This is a genomic window from Pseudoalteromonas lipolytica (genome assembly GCF_900116435.1).
Lineage (GTDB): Bacteria > Pseudomonadota > Gammaproteobacteria > Enterobacterales > Alteromonadaceae > Pseudoalteromonas > Pseudoalteromonas lipolytica.
Map to the genome: position 1 here is coordinate 1 of NZ_FPAZ01000032.1, position 17,285 is coordinate 17,285.

General features: G+C 41.6%; 11 protein-coding genes, 7 tRNA genes, 1 rRNA gene and 1 pseudogene. 15 read left to right on the forward strand and 5 right to left on the reverse strand.

Features of this window, described 5'->3' with window-relative positions:
• Positions 1-348, forward strand: a pseudogene (locus BM378_RS20500) (IS4 family transposase); the annotation flags it as partial.
• Positions 349-387: 39 nt separating this feature from the next.
• Here BM378_RS20500 and BM378_RS19885 read toward each other — a convergent pair.
• Positions 388-2,232: a M2 family metallopeptidase gene (locus BM378_RS19885; protein ID WP_074989862.1), complete on the reverse strand. Its 1,845-nt coding sequence runs from the start codon at positions 2,230-2,232 to the stop codon at positions 388-390.
• Positions 2,233-2,440: 208 nt separating this feature from the next.
• Between BM378_RS19885 and BM378_RS19890 the strand changes: the two genes are divergently transcribed.
• Entirely contained in the window at positions 2,441-4,720 is a 2,280-nt protein-coding gene (locus tag BM378_RS19890; RefSeq protein ID WP_036969322.1) for an acyl-CoA dehydrogenase, read from the forward strand.
• A gap of 49 nt (positions 4,721-4,769) precedes the next feature.
• Here the strand turns inward: BM378_RS19890 and BM378_RS19895 are convergent, their stop codons facing one another.
• The 3 genes from BM378_RS19895 to BM378_RS19905 form a co-directional block, all read right to left on the reverse strand.
• On the reverse strand, positions 4,770-5,210 hold the full coding sequence (locus tag BM378_RS19895; protein WP_074989863.1) for a hypothetical protein: 441 nt from the start codon (positions 5,208-5,210) through the stop codon (positions 4,770-4,772).
• Positions 5,211-5,361: 151 nt separating this feature from the next.
• Positions 5,362-6,330 (reverse strand): cysteine synthase A, encoded by a 969-nt coding sequence (cysK, locus tag BM378_RS19900; RefSeq protein WP_074989864.1) that lies wholly within the window; start codon positions 6,328-6,330, stop codon positions 5,362-5,364.
• A gap of 202 nt (positions 6,331-6,532) precedes the next feature.
• The gene (locus BM378_RS19905) at positions 6,533-8,866 is read right to left on the reverse strand and encodes a carbohydrate binding family 9 domain-containing protein (protein WP_074989865.1); all 2,334 of its coding nucleotides are present in this window, start codon (positions 8,864-8,866) and stop codon (positions 6,533-6,535) included.
• A 216-nt stretch (positions 8,867-9,082) separates the two neighbouring features.
• On the opposite strand from BM378_RS19905, the gene BM378_RS19910 reads away from it, so the two are divergent.
• The 12 genes from BM378_RS19910 (at position 9,083) to BM378_RS19965 (ending at position 15,008) form a co-directional block, all read left to right on the forward strand.
• Positions 9,083-10,234: a dicarboxylate/amino acid:cation symporter gene (locus BM378_RS19910; RefSeq protein WP_036971603.1), complete on the forward strand. Its 1,152-nt coding sequence runs from the start codon at positions 9,083-9,085 to the stop codon at positions 10,232-10,234.
• Positions 10,235-10,342: 108 nt separating this feature from the next.
• The gene (uvrY, locus tag BM378_RS19915) at positions 10,343-10,993 is read left to right on the forward strand and encodes a UvrY/SirA/GacA family response regulator transcription factor (protein WP_036971600.1); all 651 of its coding nucleotides are present in this window, start codon (positions 10,343-10,345) and stop codon (positions 10,991-10,993) included.
• Between the two features lie 8 nt (positions 10,994-11,001).
• Positions 11,002-12,825, forward strand: coding sequence for an excinuclease ABC subunit UvrC (gene uvrC / locus BM378_RS19920; protein ID WP_074989866.1), 1,824 nt, complete (start codon positions 11,002-11,004; stop codon positions 12,823-12,825).
• A 41-nt stretch (positions 12,826-12,866) separates the two neighbouring features.
• Complete coding sequence (pgsA, locus tag BM378_RS19925; RefSeq protein ID WP_036969313.1) at positions 12,867-13,412, forward strand: CDP-diacylglycerol--glycerol-3-phosphate 3-phosphatidyltransferase; 546 nt, start codon at positions 12,867-12,869, stop codon at positions 13,410-13,412.
• 140 nt (positions 13,413-13,552) lie between these two features.
• A tRNA-Gly gene (locus tag BM378_RS19930) sits at positions 13,553-13,628 on the forward strand.
• Between the two features lie 12 nt (positions 13,629-13,640).
• A tRNA-Cys gene (locus BM378_RS19935) sits at positions 13,641-13,714 on the forward strand.
• Between the two features lie 34 nt (positions 13,715-13,748).
• Positions 13,749-13,835, forward strand: a tRNA-Leu gene (locus tag BM378_RS19940).
• Positions 13,836-13,898: 63 nt separating this feature from the next.
• Positions 13,899-13,974: transfer RNA gene (locus tag BM378_RS19945), tRNA-Gly, on the forward strand.
• 39 nt (positions 13,975-14,013) lie between these two features.
• Positions 14,014-14,100, forward strand: a tRNA-Leu gene (locus tag BM378_RS19950).
• Between the two features lie 63 nt (positions 14,101-14,163).
• Positions 14,164-14,239: transfer RNA gene (locus BM378_RS19955), tRNA-Gly, on the forward strand.
• 39 nt (positions 14,240-14,278) lie between these two features.
• Positions 14,279-14,365, forward strand: a tRNA-Leu gene (locus BM378_RS19960).
• A gap of 181 nt (positions 14,366-14,546) precedes the next feature.
• Entirely contained in the window at positions 14,547-15,008 is a 462-nt protein-coding gene (locus tag BM378_RS19965; RefSeq protein ID WP_036969311.1) for a hypothetical protein, read from the forward strand.
• A gap of 17 nt (positions 15,009-15,025) precedes the next feature.
• On the opposite strand, the gene BM378_RS19970 is transcribed toward BM378_RS19965, so the two are convergent.
• On the reverse strand, positions 15,026-16,444 hold the full coding sequence (locus BM378_RS19970; protein ID WP_074989867.1) for an alanine/glycine:cation symporter family protein: 1,419 nt from the start codon (positions 16,442-16,444) through the stop codon (positions 15,026-15,028).
• 626 nt (positions 16,445-17,070) lie between these two features.
• On the opposite strand from BM378_RS19970, the gene BM378_RS19975 reads away from it, so the two are divergent.
• Positions 17,071-17,285, forward strand: a 16S ribosomal RNA gene (locus tag BM378_RS19975); the annotation flags it as partial.

Consider the following 17,285-nt stretch of genomic DNA (forward strand, 5'->3'; position numbering starts at 1 on the left):
AAACATACATTACGTAGTAAGAAGCCAGACATGGTACGCCAAGAGTTATGGGGGTTACTACTCGCTTACAACTTAATACGCATAATCATGCTTGATGCAACTAAAGAAGAAGATATCTTGCCTACTCAATTAAGCTTTAGCCAATCTATGCGGCAGGTAATCGCTTTCTTCATGTTTACGCCAATACATAGTGCAAGTAAGTTACCTGTTCATTATGATGAGTTACTGACAACACTTAGGTTGTTTATCTTACCCGATAGGCTACCAGACAGGCATTATCCAAGGGTGATAAGAAGGAAACCAAATAAGTATCCTTACAAAAGAAAATGCCAGTCAGCTCTTAACTGACTGGCATTACGCATATGCGGGCTTTTTGCTTTAGGTTGTTTACCAACCGCACTCACGGTCTTTATTTTGTTCATCAAGGTATTTTTGTAATGGTGCAAAGTAATCTAAGATTGCAGTGGCATCCATTTGTTCTTTACCGGTAATGGTGGCAAGTGCTTCTTGCCATGGACGACTCGAGCCCATTTCAAGCATTGCATTTAGTTTCTCTCCAGCCTCTTTAGAGTTATACACAGAACAGCGATGGATGGCTTCTTCGTTGCCTGCAATTTCACAAAGGCTTCTGTGGAAATCAAACTGTAAAATATGGGCTAAGAAATAACGTGTATAAGGCACATTACCTGGAACATGGTATTTTGCACCGGGATCAAAGTCTGATTCACTTCGAGCGATTGGCGCTTGCACACCTTGATATTTCTCACGTAACTCCCACCATGCTTTATTATAGTTTTCAGGTGTTACTTCGCCAGAGAATACCTTCCAGCGCCATTGGTCGACAAGCAGGCCGAATGGAATGAAGGCGACTTTCTCAAGAGCCATTTTCATTAATAGCCCAATATCTTTAGACTCATCAGGCACTTCATTTAACAGGCCTATTTCTTTCAAGTAACCCGGCGTTACCGAGAGGGCAATGGTGTCGCCAATTGCTTCATGGAAACCATCGTTCGCACTTTCTTGATAATAAACCGGTTGAGTGTTGTAGGCACGTTGATAAAAGTTATGCCCTAACTCGTGGTGAATAGTTGAGAATTCTTCGCCTGTGCGTTGAATACACATTTTAATTCGTAAATCGTCTTTACTATCGATGTTCCATGCAGAGGCATGACACAACACATCACGATCACGAGGCTTTATAAATAATGAACGTTCATAGAACGTGTCAGGAAGTGGTGCGAATCCCATTGATGTAAAGAATTTTTCTGCACCGCGAACCATTTTCAGTTCATCGTAATCGTGTTCAGCAAGCAATGCTGTCACATCGTAACCAGGATCTGCGTTTTCAGGCGCAACAACATCATAGATATTGCCCCACGTTTGTGCCCACATGTTACCTAATAGGTGTGCTGGGATTGGTTGGTCTTGGGGTACTTTATCTTCACCATATTGTTCACCCAGTTTTGCACGAACGTGACAATGAAGCGATTCGTAAAGTGGTTTAACTTGACCCCAAATACGGTCGAGTTCTTTGGCAAAATCATCAGCAGGCATATCGTACTTGCTTCGCCACATTGCACCTGTATCTGCGTAACCTAGCTCTTTAGCGCCTTCATTGGTTAGCACAACCTGTTGTTCATACAACGGGCGCATAGGTTTTGATACTTGTCGCCAACCTTGCCATAAATCGAGTAGTTCGTTGTAGTCTCGGCTAGTGGCCATTTTGGCGGTCATTTCACCTAGGCTTAAGCAATTTCCCTCTTCTTTACAATATTTCCCTTTACCATAAATACCGCCAAGTTCAGCCACAAGCTGTGATAACTTAGCAGTTTTTGCTGCATCTTGAGGTGCAGGCAATGTGAGAGCTAGCTTTAGTTTATCGAGTTTTCGGCGCGCATCGTAATCAAGCTCTATACTGTCAAACTTGGCTGCTTCGTTAGCGAGTCGCACAACCGATTCAGTCATTTTTCGATTAACTTCTGCTGATAACTCAGCACTGTCATGAGTAATGAAGTTTGCGTAAATCCATTCAGCACGGCTCGATTCTAAAAACAGTGCACTTAATTCTTTTTCTGTTTCTGCGATAAATTTATCTGCATCTTGTGCTGTTGCTTGGGGTGGTGTTTGCGTGGTCGTTGTTTTCGCAGTAGGCGCTTCGTCGTTACAGCCAGAAAGTGCCAACGCACTTGCGACCATTACAGCACTTACACTGAGCTTAAATGGAGTCTTCATAGTTTTTCCCTAAAGAATGTTATTGTTATCGAACTACTGGCTGAGCTCTGATGTGTCAGTAGTTTTAGTATGGTAGTGGCATAATAGCAGTGTCGAAAAAAAGAACAAGCGAAGAGCCGAATTGAGTCACCGTTACGATTTGACACGTTGTATTTATGGCACGATCAGTCATACTTGAGGCAGTTGATTAAAATAAAAGGATTGCACAATGACTACTGTAATTATTCTGTTACTGGTTGCTGTAATTGTGATTTTTGCTGTGAAAGATATTCGCATAAACCTGATCACGCGACCTACATTTAGTATGTTTAAAAGGGTATTACCGCCTTTATCTCAAACAGAGCGCGAAGCAATGGAAGCGGGTGATGTTTGGTGGGATGGTGAGTTATTTAGTGGTAACCCTGATTGGCAAAAGCTACATCGCTTTCCCAAGCCTGAGTTGAGCGAAAAAGAACGTACATTTTTAGCTGAGCAAGTAGAAACCTTGCTGGCAATGCTCGACGATTATCAAATTGTTCAAAAAGATAAAGACCTGCCTAAAGAAGTATGGGATTACCTGAAAAAAGAAGGTTTCTTTGCACTGATCATTCCAGAGAAGTTTGGTGGTCGTGAATTTTCGGCAATTGCTAACTCGACCATTGTGTCTAAAATTGCCACTAAGAGTCTAACAGCCGCTGTGACGGTTATGGTTCCTAATAGCTTAGGACCGGGAGAATTACTGCTTCATTACGGTACAAAAGAGCAGCAAGAGCGTTGGTTACCAAGCCTTGCAAAAGGTGATGATGTGCCATGCTTTGCATTAACAGGACCTGAGGCCGGCTCAGATGCAGGGAGTATTCCTGATACGGGTGTCGTGTGTAAAGGTGAGTTTAATGGCGAAGAAGTCATTGGTTTAAAACTTAACTGGTCGAAACGATACATTACGCTTGCACCGATTGCGACCGTGTTGGGGCTCGCGTTTAAAATGTATGACCCCGATGGTTTACTAGGTGATAAAAAAGAGCTGGGCATTACGTGTGCGTTAATTCCAACCGACCACGAAGGCGTGCAAACAGGTGAGCGCCACTATCCATTGAATATGGCGTTTATGAATGGCACCACGTATGGTAAAGATGTATTTATTCCGCTTGATTGGATTATTGGTGGAAAGCAGGGTGCAGGACGAGGTTGGCGTATGTTGGTTGAATGCTTAAGCGCAGGCCGCGGTATTTCGTTACCCGCCTTAAGCACAGCAACCGGGCATTTAGCTTCACGGATGACATCTGCCTATGCCACTGTTCGTCAACAGTTTGGTGTCTCTATTGGTCAATTTGAAGGAGTGCAAGAGGCTTTGGCACGCATCGGCGGGTTAACTTACACGCTTGAGTCTGCTCGACTCATGACCGCAGGAGCCATTGATTTAAAATTGAGCCCTTCGGTAGTCACTGCGATTGCCAAATACCATATGACAGAAATGGGTCGTACAGTAATGAACGACGCAATGGATATTCATTCAGGCAAGGGAATTCAAGTCGGGCCTAATAACTATCTAGCTCATGGTTATATGGGGATCCCAGTGTCTATTACGGTAGAAGGCGCTAATATTCTTACCCGTAATTTAATGATTTTTGGTCAGGGCGCAACCCGCTGTCATCCATTTGTACTTAAAGAAATGGAAGCTGCTGCAATGGAAGATCACGACTTAGCGTTAAAAGAGTTCGACGCGCTACTACTACAGCATATTTTGTTTGCTGGCAGTAATGCGGGGATGGCTTTTGTACACGGTTTAACGCGTAGTTATTTTGCCAAAGCGCCTGTGAGTGGTGCCACTTCTGTGTATTATAAGCAATTAGGGCGCATGAGCCGAGGCTTAGCGTTTTGCACCGATGTAGCGATGTTAGTTTTAGGCGGCGAGTTAAAGCGCAAAGAAATGATTTCAGCACGCTTAGGCGATGTTCTAAGCCACCTGTATTTAGCTTCTTGTGTGCTTAAACGTTACGAAGATGAAGGGCGTCAACAGGCCGATTTACCGTTTGTTCAATACGCAGTGGAACATTCACTGTTTAGTATTGGCCAAGCATTTGATGGCTTTTTCAAAAACTTCTCAAACCCTGTAGTGAACTTTTTACTTAAACGTATTGTGTTTCCATTAGGCAACCATTATCACCGCCCAAGTGATGAGCTGGCGCAAACTATGTGTGAGCACATGAGTAAGCCTGGGGTGTTCAGAGATAGGTTAACACACTTGTGCTATGTAGATGAGAATGCGGGGACGGGTGTGATGGAAAATGCCTTTATGGCGATGATTGATACTCATGAAGACTTCAAGCAGCTGCGCAAGTGGCAAAAAGAGGGCACCATTGGCCGTAATTTAGAGCTTGAAGATGCGATAGCGGCAGCGGCAGAGAAAAACTTGATTAACGACACGGTTGTTGAGCGAATGAATGAAGCAAATGCGCTGCGAAAACGAGCCATTGCTGTTGATAACTTTGCCCCCGGAGAGCTGTAGCTCATAGCATAAAAAAGCCTTGCTAGAGCAAGGCTTTTTTAAACGTTATTTATCGTGCAAATGGGTCTGGATTAATTTTTTCGATATACCAATTGCTCTTTTTACGTATCATTTGAACACTGCGCATATCATCTATTTTCTTACCATTAAAGTAGCCGGTAAATATTAGGTTTATATTCGCTTTATCACCGTACTGTTCGCGTAGACTCATATTTGTCATATCGACTTCAATCACGACTTCATCGTATTGCATATTAATAAGGTTACGCGAAAATTGGCTTGCTGTGCCGTAAGATTTCATAATGCGCGCCATTTTAGGGGTGGCATATTGCATTGCAAGATCGAAATCTTTTTGATTATAAAGGGCATCGAAATATAAGGTTGCCGTGTTTCCTGGTGTGTTCTTTTCACCTTTTGGAGAATCTTCAGAGCCGCAACCGAACAGCAGCACGCCACTTAATAGAGCACAAATAAAGAGTATTTTTTTCATTGTTATTGTTTGGCAGTTCAAGATAACTTTAAGTGTGTGACGAAATGGCAGTGATGTAAAGTTAACTCAGTAAATTTATTGGATAATATTGAATTTTATGTAATAAAAAAGGATGCACATGCATCCTTTTTTTTTGATTTTGAGTGTGTGATTACTGTACTAATTCTTTGTCGCTAAATTCTTCTGCAAACAATGGGCTAGATAAGTAACGCTCTGTTGCACTTGGTAAAATAACGACAACATTTTTACCTACATTTTCTGGTTTTTCAGCTAAACGTTTAGCTGCAACAACCGCTGCACCAGAAGAAATCCCGACTAAAATCCCTTCGTTTTTCATCAATTCATGTGCCATTGCAATCGCATCTTCATTTGATACTTGCTCCGCTGAATCGACAACTTCTAAATCTAAGTTGCCCGGGATGAAGCCGGCTCCGATACCTTGAATTTTATGAGGGCCTGGTTTGATTTCTTCACCAGCAAGCGTTTGGCTGATAACAGGTGAATTTGTTGGCTCAACAGCAACAGATTGCACATTTAGGCCTTTTTCAAGCTTAAGGTAACGACTCACGCCAGTGATTGTACCGCCCGTGCCTACACCAGCTACGAAGATATCGATTTTTCCATCCATTGCATCATAGATCTCAGGGCCCGTGGTTTCAAAGTGGATTTTAGGGTTGGCTGGATTTTCGAATTGTTGTAAAAGAATGTACTTTTCAGGCTCGCTCGCTTGAATTTCTTTCGCTTTTTCAATTGCGCCATTCATCCCCTTAGCACCATCGGTTAACACAAGGTTTGCACCCAATGCTTTTAATAGCTTACGACGTTCTAAGCTCATTGTATTTGGCATAGTCAGAGTTAATTTGTAACCACGAGAAGCGGCTACGAATGCTAATGCAATACCCGTATTACCAGATGTAGGTTCAATTAACTCTTTGTCTTTTGTTAAAACGCCAGACTTTTCAGCTTCCCAGATCATTGAAGCGCCGATACGGCATTTAACACTGAAGCTCGGGTTACGTGATTCTACTTTAGCAAACACATTACCTGTGGTAACGCGGTTAAGCTTTACAATTGGTGTGTTACCAATCGTTAATGAATTATCTTCAAAAATGTTAGACATAATGTTCCCTTGGAAGCAATTTATTCAATCGGGATCAAATAGCTTAGGCTATCGATCTGTAATAGTCACACTTTACTTCGCCTAATAAAAAACGAAAGTAAAGTTTGGCTATAACATATAGCGAATAGGCTTATAGCATTTAGGAATAAGCTTTAAAACTAAAGGAAAAAAAGGGCACTTCGTTTGAGTGCCCTCAATGAGTCTACAATAACCAAGCGTAGCTGAACTTAGCAAATAAGGTTCGTTGTTCTTGGGTGATTGATGACAGTTCATCATCTTGGTAGCCATTATCAGAATAGCCAGCAAAAAAGACTGTTTGTGGGTTCAATTTGTATGAATACAGTAATTGTGTGGCGAGCTTTTTGTATTGGCTGTCTACGTCGTCTTGATAGTTAGCTTGATTGCGCTCTAGGTCTGTGTAAATAACAGCGAGACGTAAAAAGCTATTGACGTTAAATTGGTAAGTCAAACGTACATCGCTTAAATTAGCAGTGAAAACATCGCTACCATCAGCTTCTAGTTGTTCGTATGTATGACGTAATCGTACTTCAAAGTGCTTACCTAAGTTCATATTTAGAACAGGGCGAATATGCAGCTTTTCACCAACACGGTTATTCGCTAAATCGACTGCATTTCCGGTATACATATATAGAGAGGCAAACAAACCTGCCTGTGGCTTAAAGTCACTGTAAAAGCCAATGCCGTTTTCGCTAAATAGATCCGTGTTGTCATCTATGTCTAGTCGTGACTTGTCATGACGAAGCCCTCTGCGGTTTCGATGTTCAACTGATAACTCAAAGAAGCTTTGTAATGGGCCACTGACTGAAAAACTTGACTGCGCTTCCTTCTCAAGTAGTTCGTTATTCTCGTTATGTGTAATATCCCAATCGGCATAAAGGTTAGCTCGATTCCACCAATTACCTTTATCGCCATACCAGCGGTATTCACCACCGGTGGTAAATTTTTTAAAATCAACTTGTGAAATAAAACCTAAATCAGCGCGTAAGTCGGCATCGCGGTAATTATAGTCTGCAAACGCACGCCAATATTTTTCGTCGTGTTGGTATTTTACAAAGTAACCGTTCCCTGATTGCTCCTGTTGGTTGAGTACCCGTAAAACTCCTTCGTTATAATCACAGTCGCGATTGATTTCACATGTCACTTGTTCTGGCTGTGTGCAGTTATTGCCATCGCAAAGCTCATCGATAAATGTTTGACTGTACTGAGTTTCCGACTTCAGGACTTGTACGAGAAACGTGTCGTTCACCGTTGGTTTATATTTGCTGTCGATGCTGTACACCGTGTTTTTGTAGTCATCACTCTGACGGTGTGTGGCTGTTGAGCCTAATGACAAACCTGATTCAAAATCGTATCGATAGCGCAAAGCACCGTTCTCACTTTTACTATCCAGAGAGACAAGTGACGAGCCCAAGTTGCCAGGGATCAGCACATTGGTTTGATTGTCGTTGGCTATAAAGCCTGCGAAAGTATGACCATTTTTGCTACCCGTTATTTTTGTGCCGTAATCAGGTTGAGCAATATTACGGGTGTGGATTAAATTGAGTGTTGAAGCAAAGTAGTCTGCATTATCAAGAAAAAATGCCCGCTTTTCAGGAAAGAACAAGCTAAAGTTGTTGTTAACACTTAACTGCGCTACATCGGCCTCAACTTGTGAAAAGTCAGGATTAATAGTGGCATTTAATGTGATATCGGGTGTTATACCCCATTTCAAATCTAAGCTTGCTTCGGTGGTGTTTTCACTTTCCCATTCATCAATATGAGCATTCTCTATCTCTCGGGTTTCATTTTTGCCTAATACAATAGAGGGGATCACGGCCACGTTATTCCCTTGTTTGGCTTCTTCAAAACCTTGATAGCTTGGCATTTGGCAAATCCAGCAGTTATTGCCGTGGTCAATTTTCATATTAGAAATACGCAAACGTTCGCTGCGTGGTAAGAACCTGACAAACTCCATAGCCATGGTTTTGGTTTTAATGCTGTCATCGAAGTTAAGTACGCGAAGTGGAATAGCCACTTCAACGGTATAACCACGGTCATGAATAACGCCTTCGCTATCCCAAATACCATCCCATGAAGAGCTTTCATGTTTCGTGAGCTCATTTTCAATGGAGTCTTGTTGCACACCTAATGGATTAATAAAAAATTGATAAGCAAGCTGCGAATTATTATATGAATCTATTTTTAGGCCGACTAGGTCATCATTCCATGCAGCATCACGGTCACGGTAAAAAGCGCGAATAAGTTCAGGGTTCGGATCGTTTGCTTCAAAACCTATGTATAAAGTTTCGCCATCTTCATAAACATAGGCAAAGGTAGTGACTGGGCTCTTAGCATTCTCGTAAGGCCAAGTGACATTATCGATTACTATTTTTCTGGCTTGCTGCCAACTAGGTTCATCCAGTTGACCATCAACTGTTGCGGATTCAGCAATAAACGGAAGTTGAATGGGTAGGCTAGTCGCCAAGCTTGTAAAAGGCGCACACAAAAGGGCCACACTTAAAATTGATTTATACATAAGTACTATTTTTGGTATTCAAAACTGCGCGCATGTTATTAATTTACGAGTTTGTTAACAAATGCAACGCGATAGGGTGCATATATTCACGTTCAAATTAGATTCAGGATAATCGTGGTGGTAAATTAGGCAATCAAACACAAATTTGGCTGTTTTATAACAAAAGTAAATCAAAACGTGGTAAAAGGTTACCACCAAAAAAAAGAAGTGATCGTTATGAAGTTAATTCTTAAATTAATTGCCGGTATTGTTGCCGGTATTTTAGTGGGCTTGTATGTGCCACTAACGGGTGTTGAACTCCTTTATACAGCAAAAGAAATTATTGGTCAGTTGATCACCTTTACGATTCCGCTGATTATTTTATTTTTTATTGCATCAGGTATTGCTGGTTTGCCAAAAGGCTCGGGCCACTTACTTGGCAAAACAGTTGGCTTTGCCTATGGCTCTACCATCATTGCTGGCACATTGGCATTTTTACTCGTGAGTGCCATGATCCCATTATTTGATGGTGGCTTAACATTTGAAGCTGAAGTTGCCACAGAAGTGGGTAGCTTTATTGATCTAGAAATTCCGCCGTTAATGGGTGTGATGACCGCGCTTGCAACCGCATTTGTGTTTGGTATTGGTATGAGCCAGTTGCAGCTAGATACTTTAAAGAAAGTGTCAGATCAAGGTCGCGATGTTATTGATGGCTTGTTGGCGAAAGTAATTATTCCAGCATTACCATTTTATATTGCTGGTGTGTTTGCTGAAATGACAGTGGCTGGTACCGTCGTTGATACCCTTCAAACCTTCGGTATTGTGTTACTTGCCGCACTTATAATGCATTGGTTATGGCTAACCGTTTTATATGTAACAACTGGTTTATTATTAAAGCGTAACCCATTAGAGCTTGTAAAAAATATGCTGCCAGCTTATTTTACTGCTTTAGGTACAATGTCGAGCGCGGCGACGATTCCAGTTTCGTTACGCTCAAGTAAAGCAAACAATGTGAAAGAAGATGTTGCAAACTTTACTGTGCCTCTATGTGCAACCATTCATTTATCAGGTTCGACGATTACAATCGTTACCTGTGCGATGGCTGTCATGTTTTTATCACCTAATATGGATGTGCCGTCATTGTTTGGTATGTTGCCATTTATTATGATGTTAGGCGTTGTAATGATTGCAGCACCGGGTGCACCAGGCGGTGCAGTGATGTCTGCGTTAGGCTTGTTAACAAGTATGCTCGGTTTTAATGAAGGTGCAGTGGCATTAATGATTGCCCTTTATTTAGCGCAAGACAGTTTTGGTACTGCCTGTAATGTAACAGGCGATGGTATCATTGCGTTGTGGGTTGATCGCTTTAGCGAGAAAGCCGCTGCGTAAAATTAACGAGTGAAACGATATTTTGATTTATCGTTTCACTTCTTCTGTGCTAATGTGGCACATTAAATAGTGCAAAAGCATATATTTGGGTTATTTGAGGGTGTTCCATTGATTAATGTACTTTTAGTTGATGACCATGAGCTTGTACGGACAGGGATCAGACGTATACTTGATGATGTTCGTGGTTTTAAAGTGGTGGGTGAAGCTAAAACCGGTGAAGAAGCGGTGCAATTTTGCCGTCAAAACTCACCTGATATCGTGTTAATGGACATGAATATGCCAGGTATTGGCGGCTTAGAAGCGACGAAGAAAATTTGTCGTTACTGCCCTGATGTGAAAATTATTGTGCTTACTGTACATTGTGAAGATCCATTCCCAAGTAAAGTAATGCAAATTGGTGCCCATGGTTATCTAACCAAAGGGGCTGGGTCTGATGAAATGGTGAATGCCATTCGTGCTGTTAATGCGGGTCAGCGTTATATTGCGCCTGAAATTGCCCAGCAGATTGCTCTTGCGCAAGTTAGCGGTCGTACTGATGAAAACCCTTTCCAAAGTTTATCTGAGCGTGAACTGCAAATTATGCTTATGATCACCAAAGGTGAAAAAGCACAAGATATCGCAGAGCGTTTAAACCTCAGCTCTAAAACAGTCAATAGCTATCGCTATCGTATGTTTGAAAAGCTAAATGTGGGTGGCGATGTTGAGTTAACCCATTTGGCGATACGTCATAAAATGATCGACATTGATAGCTCGCATTAATTTGCTCAATGTCTGATTTCGATTCCGCCCGTTTTCTTAAAACACTATCAAGCGAACCCGGTGTATACCGAATGCTTGATAGTGAAGGGCAAGTTATTTATGTCGGTAAGGCAAAGAACCTCAAAAAGCGTGTTACAAGTTATTTTCGCAGCAATGTAACAGACAGTAAAACGCGTGTATTAGTTAGCAATATCTGTGGCATTGAAGTTACCCTGACGAATACAGAAACTGAGGCTCTTCTTCTCGAAAACAACCTTATAAAAAAATATCAGCCTCGCTATAATATTTTACTGCGAGATGACAAATCGTATCCGTATATTTTACTGACAAATCATAAACATCCCCGTTTGGCGTTTCATCGTGGTAGTCGCAAAATTAAAGGTGAGTACTTCGGTCCTTTTCCAAGTGCGGGTGCGGTATCAGAAAGCTTACGGCTAATGCAAAAAATCTTTCCTGTTCGTCAATGTGAAGATGCCTATTATCGTGCACGAAGTCGCCCATGCCTTCAGTATCAGTTAAAACGCTGTTCTGCACCTTGTGTCAACAAAGTATCTGATGAAGAGTACAGTCAAGAAGTCGACTTTGTTCGTAAGTTTCTACTTGGCAAGTCACATGAAGTTATTGCCGATTTAATTACAAAAATGGAACAGGCCAGTAAAGCACTAAAGTTTGAACTGGCTGCTAAAGTACGTGACCAAATTTTGTTGCTTAGAAAAATGCAAGAGCAACAATCTATTTCAGGTAATCATGCTGAAATGGATGTGGTGGGCTTTGCACATTTAAACGGTTTAAATGCCGTACATTTATTAATGATCCGCGATCATAAAGTATTAGGCAGTAAGACTTATTTTCCTAAAGTCCCTAAGGATTCAGGGCAAGAAGAAATTCTCACCTCCTTCTTAGGGCAATACTATTTAGCACCGGGTGCAACAGGGCGAATTGCAAAAGAAATCATTTTGCCGTTTGCTATTGAAGAAAGTGAGCCATTGAGTAATGCGCTTACCACAATTTCAGAGCGTAAAGTCACCTTGAAAGTAGCGAATCGAGGTGAGAGAGCGCAATACTTAAAGCTTGCAAATAAGAATGCGCTTAACAGCATAAGTGTAAAACAAAGCACGCAAGACTCAATTAACAAGCGTTATGCGCAATTAAAAGAAACACTTCGGCTTGACGACATTAATCGCATGGAGTGTTTTGATATCAGCCATACAATGGGTGAAAACACAGTAGCAAGTTGTGTCGTGTTTGACTCACAAGGGCCAAATAATAAAGAGTATCGTCGCTTTAATGTGACGGGTATTACTGGCGGTGATGACTATGCCGCCATGGAGTTTGCGTTAAACAAGCGTTATAACAAAGTTGTTGATGAAGACAAGATCCCAGATGTTATCTTTATTGATGGTGGTAAGGGGCAATTATCGCGTGCTGAGCAATATTTTGAAAATTGGCCCCATAGCAAAATGCCACTGTTAGTTGGCGTAGCAAAAGGCACGAGCCGTAAGCCCGGTTTAGAAACCTTATTGATTGACGGCGGTAGGAAGACTATTCCGCTTGATTCAGATGCGCCGGCACTTCATTTGATCCAACATATTCGCGATGAATCACACCGTTTCGCAATTGCAGGACATCGTAATAAGCGTCAGAAACAGCGGACTCAATCATTACTTGAAGAAATAAATGGTGTGGGGCAAAAGCGCCGACAATCATTATTAAAATATTTAGGGGGCATGCAAGGGGTAAAAGCTGCTAATATAGAACAACTAAAACAAGTTCCTGGGATCAGCCCTGAAATGGCTGAAAAGATATTTAATCATTTGCATGACAAGGCGTAGCCTTCATGCGAATATAGAAAAAAAGACATCTCCAAGTAGTTATGTGGAATATTCCAAACACACTCACAACCTTTAGACTTTTTCTTATCCCCATTTTTTTGGTGATATTTTATTTACCTTATTCATGGGCGTTTTTCGCGGCCGCGTTTGTTTTTTGGCTTGCATCAATTACTGATATTCTTGATGGCTATTTAGCACGCCGTTTAAATCAGTCTACACCTTTTGGTGCATTCTTAGACCCTGTTGCCGATAAAGTAATGGTCTGTGCTGCATTAGTGGCATTATCTAGTCATTATCAGAATTTATATATGACGATTCCCGCACTTGTTATCATTAGCCGTGAAATAGTTATTTCTGCCTTACGCGAATGGATGGCAGAGCAGGGCAAACGAGATAACGTTGCTGTATCTAATATGGGCAAGTTCAAAACAGCTGCACAAATGTTGGCGATAATCGGACTTATTTGGCAGTTTGATACCTGGATGATTTATTTAAGTTATGGACTTTTATATATTGCCACGTTCTTAACATTGAGTTCGATGCTGCAATATTTGTTTGCTGCTTGGTCAGAATTGACCAAAAATTGATCCTAAACGTATAATTACACACCATTTTAGATAAAAAATAAGCAAACAGTTTAAAACTCGCATTTTTTATATTGACGCGTTTAATAATCTCTGTAGAATGCGTCCGTGTTGAGAGGGCATAGCCCACAAGATAAAGAAAAGCGGCACTAGCTCAGTTGGTAGAGCGCAACCTTGCCAAGGTTGAGGTCACGAGTTCGAGCCTCGTGTGCCGCTCCAATTATCTAATTTGGCGGAATGGCAGAGTGGCCATGCAGCGGATTGCAAATCCGTCCACCTCGGTTCGACTCCGGGTTCCGCCTCCATTCAACACTCCACACGCTCTTTGAGCAACCCGATGCCCGGGTGGTGGAATTGGTAGACACAAGGGATTTAAAATCCCTCGTTCGTAAGGACGTGCCGGTTCAAGTCCGGCCCCGGGCACCATTTGTGGTTAACTACAATACCAAATGTAGTTTTAAAATAGTTTAACTTTAGAGTTAATATGATGCGGCACTAGCTCAGTTGGTAGAGCGCAACCTTGCCAAGGTTGAGGTCACGAGTTCGAGCCTCGTGTGCCGCTCCATATTAGCTTTATCCACTTGCTTTAAATAGCAAACCCGATGCCCGGGTGGTGGAATTGGTAGACACAAGGGATTTAAAATCCCTCGTTCGTAAGGACGTGCCGGTTCAAGTCCGGCCCCGGGCACCATTTGTGGTTAACTACAATACCAAATGTAGTTTTAAAATAGTTTAACTTTAGAGTTAATATGATGCGGCACTAGCTCAGTTGGTAGAGCGCAACCTTGCCAAGGTTGAGGTCACGAGTTCGAGCCTCGTGTGCCGCTCCATATTAGCTTTATCCACTTGCTTTAAATAGCAAACCCGATGCCCGGGTGGTGGAATTGGTAGACACAAGGGATTTAAAATCCCTCGTTCGTAAGGACGTGCCGGTTCAAGTCCGGCCCCGGGCACCATTTATACTTCAAAGTTTATATCTACTCTATTTCATATTTATTTCTATTTCCTTATTTACTCTAATTAGTTTTGTTATTTCCAAAATAGCTTTATAGTTTGTTTATGGCTACTTGATTAATGTATGCGTTAAATTTCCTTACATTATCAGTGGTATTATTCATAAAGTATCAAGGACAGATAATGGAACAATTTAAACGTGGTTTAAATCAGTTTTGGGTAGGCGCAGTGTTTGGTGTATGTTTCGCCATTGCGCTTGTTCTTATTCCGGTTGCGATTATCATGTCTAACATCAATGACGTACTGAAGATTCATGAAGTCAGTGTGTTAGTCAAAAAAGTCTCAACGGCATTTGATAAAACAGAACAAGCTCTCGAAAAAGCGAAAACAGCACTTGTTGATTTTGACAATGAAGTGGTGATGGAAGTGCTCACGGCAGTGCAATCTTACCAACAACAAACTCAGCCGCTATTTTCGGCAGAACAAAAGCAAGCCCTTAAAACAAAAGTCAAAGCTCAGTTAACAGAAAAGCTAAAAGTAACGTTAACCGAACAGCAAGTTACATTCTTACTCACGGTTTTTGAAAAGCTTGCAGAATCAAAAAAGGGAGCTGAACAGCTCCCTGAAAATACGACACTAAATTAAGCAAACACCTATCAAGCTTACTTACGCCAAGCACCTTTTGGTATTGTTTGATTTAATTTTTCGTTTTGTGACGGATCAAACGTGGGTAGCTTGCCCGCTTCACGTTGGGTGTTGTAGTCTTTAGCAAGCCAAATTACGACACCTGACAACATAAATAACGCAATAACGTTGACGATAGCCATAAGGCCCATGGATATATCAGCGAGAGTCCAGACAATAGGTAACTCACCAAGTGCGCCAAACATTACCATACCCAGCACTAATAATCTGAAGATCACTATACCTGCAGCGTGGTTATGTTCTAGAAATAATAGATTTGTTTCAGCGTATGAGTAATTGGCAACTATCGATGTGAATGCAAAGAATAAAATCGCAATTGCAACAAAGGTTGCGCCCCAACTTCCAACATGCTCCTCAAGTGCTGCTTGTGTCAGTGCAATACCCGTAACCCCTGATTCTGGGATTAATTGTTGAGATAATAAAATAAGAGCCGCTGTGGCTGTACATATAATAATGGTATCAACAAAGACGCCAAGCATTTGTACATAACCTTGTGAAGCTGGGTGTGGCGGATTAGGTGTTGCTGTTGCAGCAGCATTCGCGGCGCTACCCATACCTGCTTCATTTGAGAACAAACCACGTTTTATACCTTGGATCATTGCTTGCATCACGCCATAACCAATAGCACCTGCACCTGCTTGTTCAAGTCCAAATGCACTATTAATTACATGCATAAACACATTAGGTAATAATTCATAGTTGATTGCACAGACATAAAGTGCAACGAGTAAGTAGGCAAGCGCCATAAAGGGAACAACCATCTCTGCGAATCGAGAAATTGTCTTTAAACCACCAAAAATAATAATGCCTGAACCAAGCACAAGCGTAATACCGACAATATACTTTGGAATACCAAACGCGACATCAAACGCTGCAGCGATAGAGTTAGATTGTACAGCATTAAATACAAGGCCGAAGGCAAGGATCAAACACAGCGAAAAGATCACGCCCATCCAACGTTTACCTAAACCGTATTCCATATAATAAGCAGGACCACCTCGAAAGTTACCGTCTTCATCGACCGTTTTATAAGCTTGCGCAAGTGTACTTTCAGCAAAACTGGTTGCCATACCAATTAAAGCAATCAACCACATCCAAAAAATAGCACCTGCGCCCCCTAAATAAAGTGCAACTGCTACACCCGCCATATTACCTGTACCAACGCGAGCTGCTAAAGAAGTACAAAAAGCTTGAAAAGAGGAGATGCCTTCTCCTGAACCTTGGCGGCTATGAAACATAACCTTGATCATATGGGGAAATTGGGTGAATTGAATGAAACCGAGTCGAAGAGTAAAAAATAGCCCCGCAGCTATTAATAGGTAAACCAGAATGTGACCCCAAAGTAGGCCACTTATACTATTTATAATATCTGTCATTTTACATGCCTTGTGAGCGAGTGGAAAATCTGCGGCGCAACTTACCACAACATAGAGGGATAGTTTAGTAATTCTGTTAAAAAACCAGAGTTATCCACAGGGTTTTGTGGGTAAGATGTTGGTACTTAGTGGGTATCTAACGTATTTAAAAATAATTAAAAAATAGTAAGAAAAGTGCTTGCGTAAAAAATCCATCTCCCTATAATGCGACCTCACTGACACGGCGGGCAGCAACGAAAGACGCTGAACAACGTGGCTGAGAGTTAAGTAAAACTTCGGTTTTAAATCTTCGAAAGAAAGTTTAAAATTAAGTGTTGACTCGAAAAATTAAGGATGTATTATACGCATCCCTTGAGACGCGAAAGCAACTCGAAACGTTCTTTAACAATATAAAGCAATCATCTGTGTGGGCACTCGTACAGATTGAGTTCTAACAGTCGAGCTACTTAGGTAGTAAGACAAACAAATTTAGAGTCTCAATGTTTTTTCCTTTAATGGAAAGTGAGTGACCAACGGAAATAAGTTTACTTATTTCAGCACAGTCAATTCAACATCGAAAGATGTTAAATAAATTCAGAATTCATTGAGCATGTCCGCTCCCTCATGGGAAGGACAGAAAAAACTTTTAATTGAAGAGTTTGATCATGGCTCAGATTGAACGCTGGCGGCAGGCCTAACACATGCAAGTCGAGCGGTAACAGAGAGTAGCTTGCTACTCTGCTGACGAGCGGCGGACGGGTGAGTAATGCTTGGGAATGTACCTTATGGTGGGGGACAACAGTTGGAAACGACTGCTAATACCGCATAATGTCTTCGGACCAAAGCGGGGGACCTTCGGGCC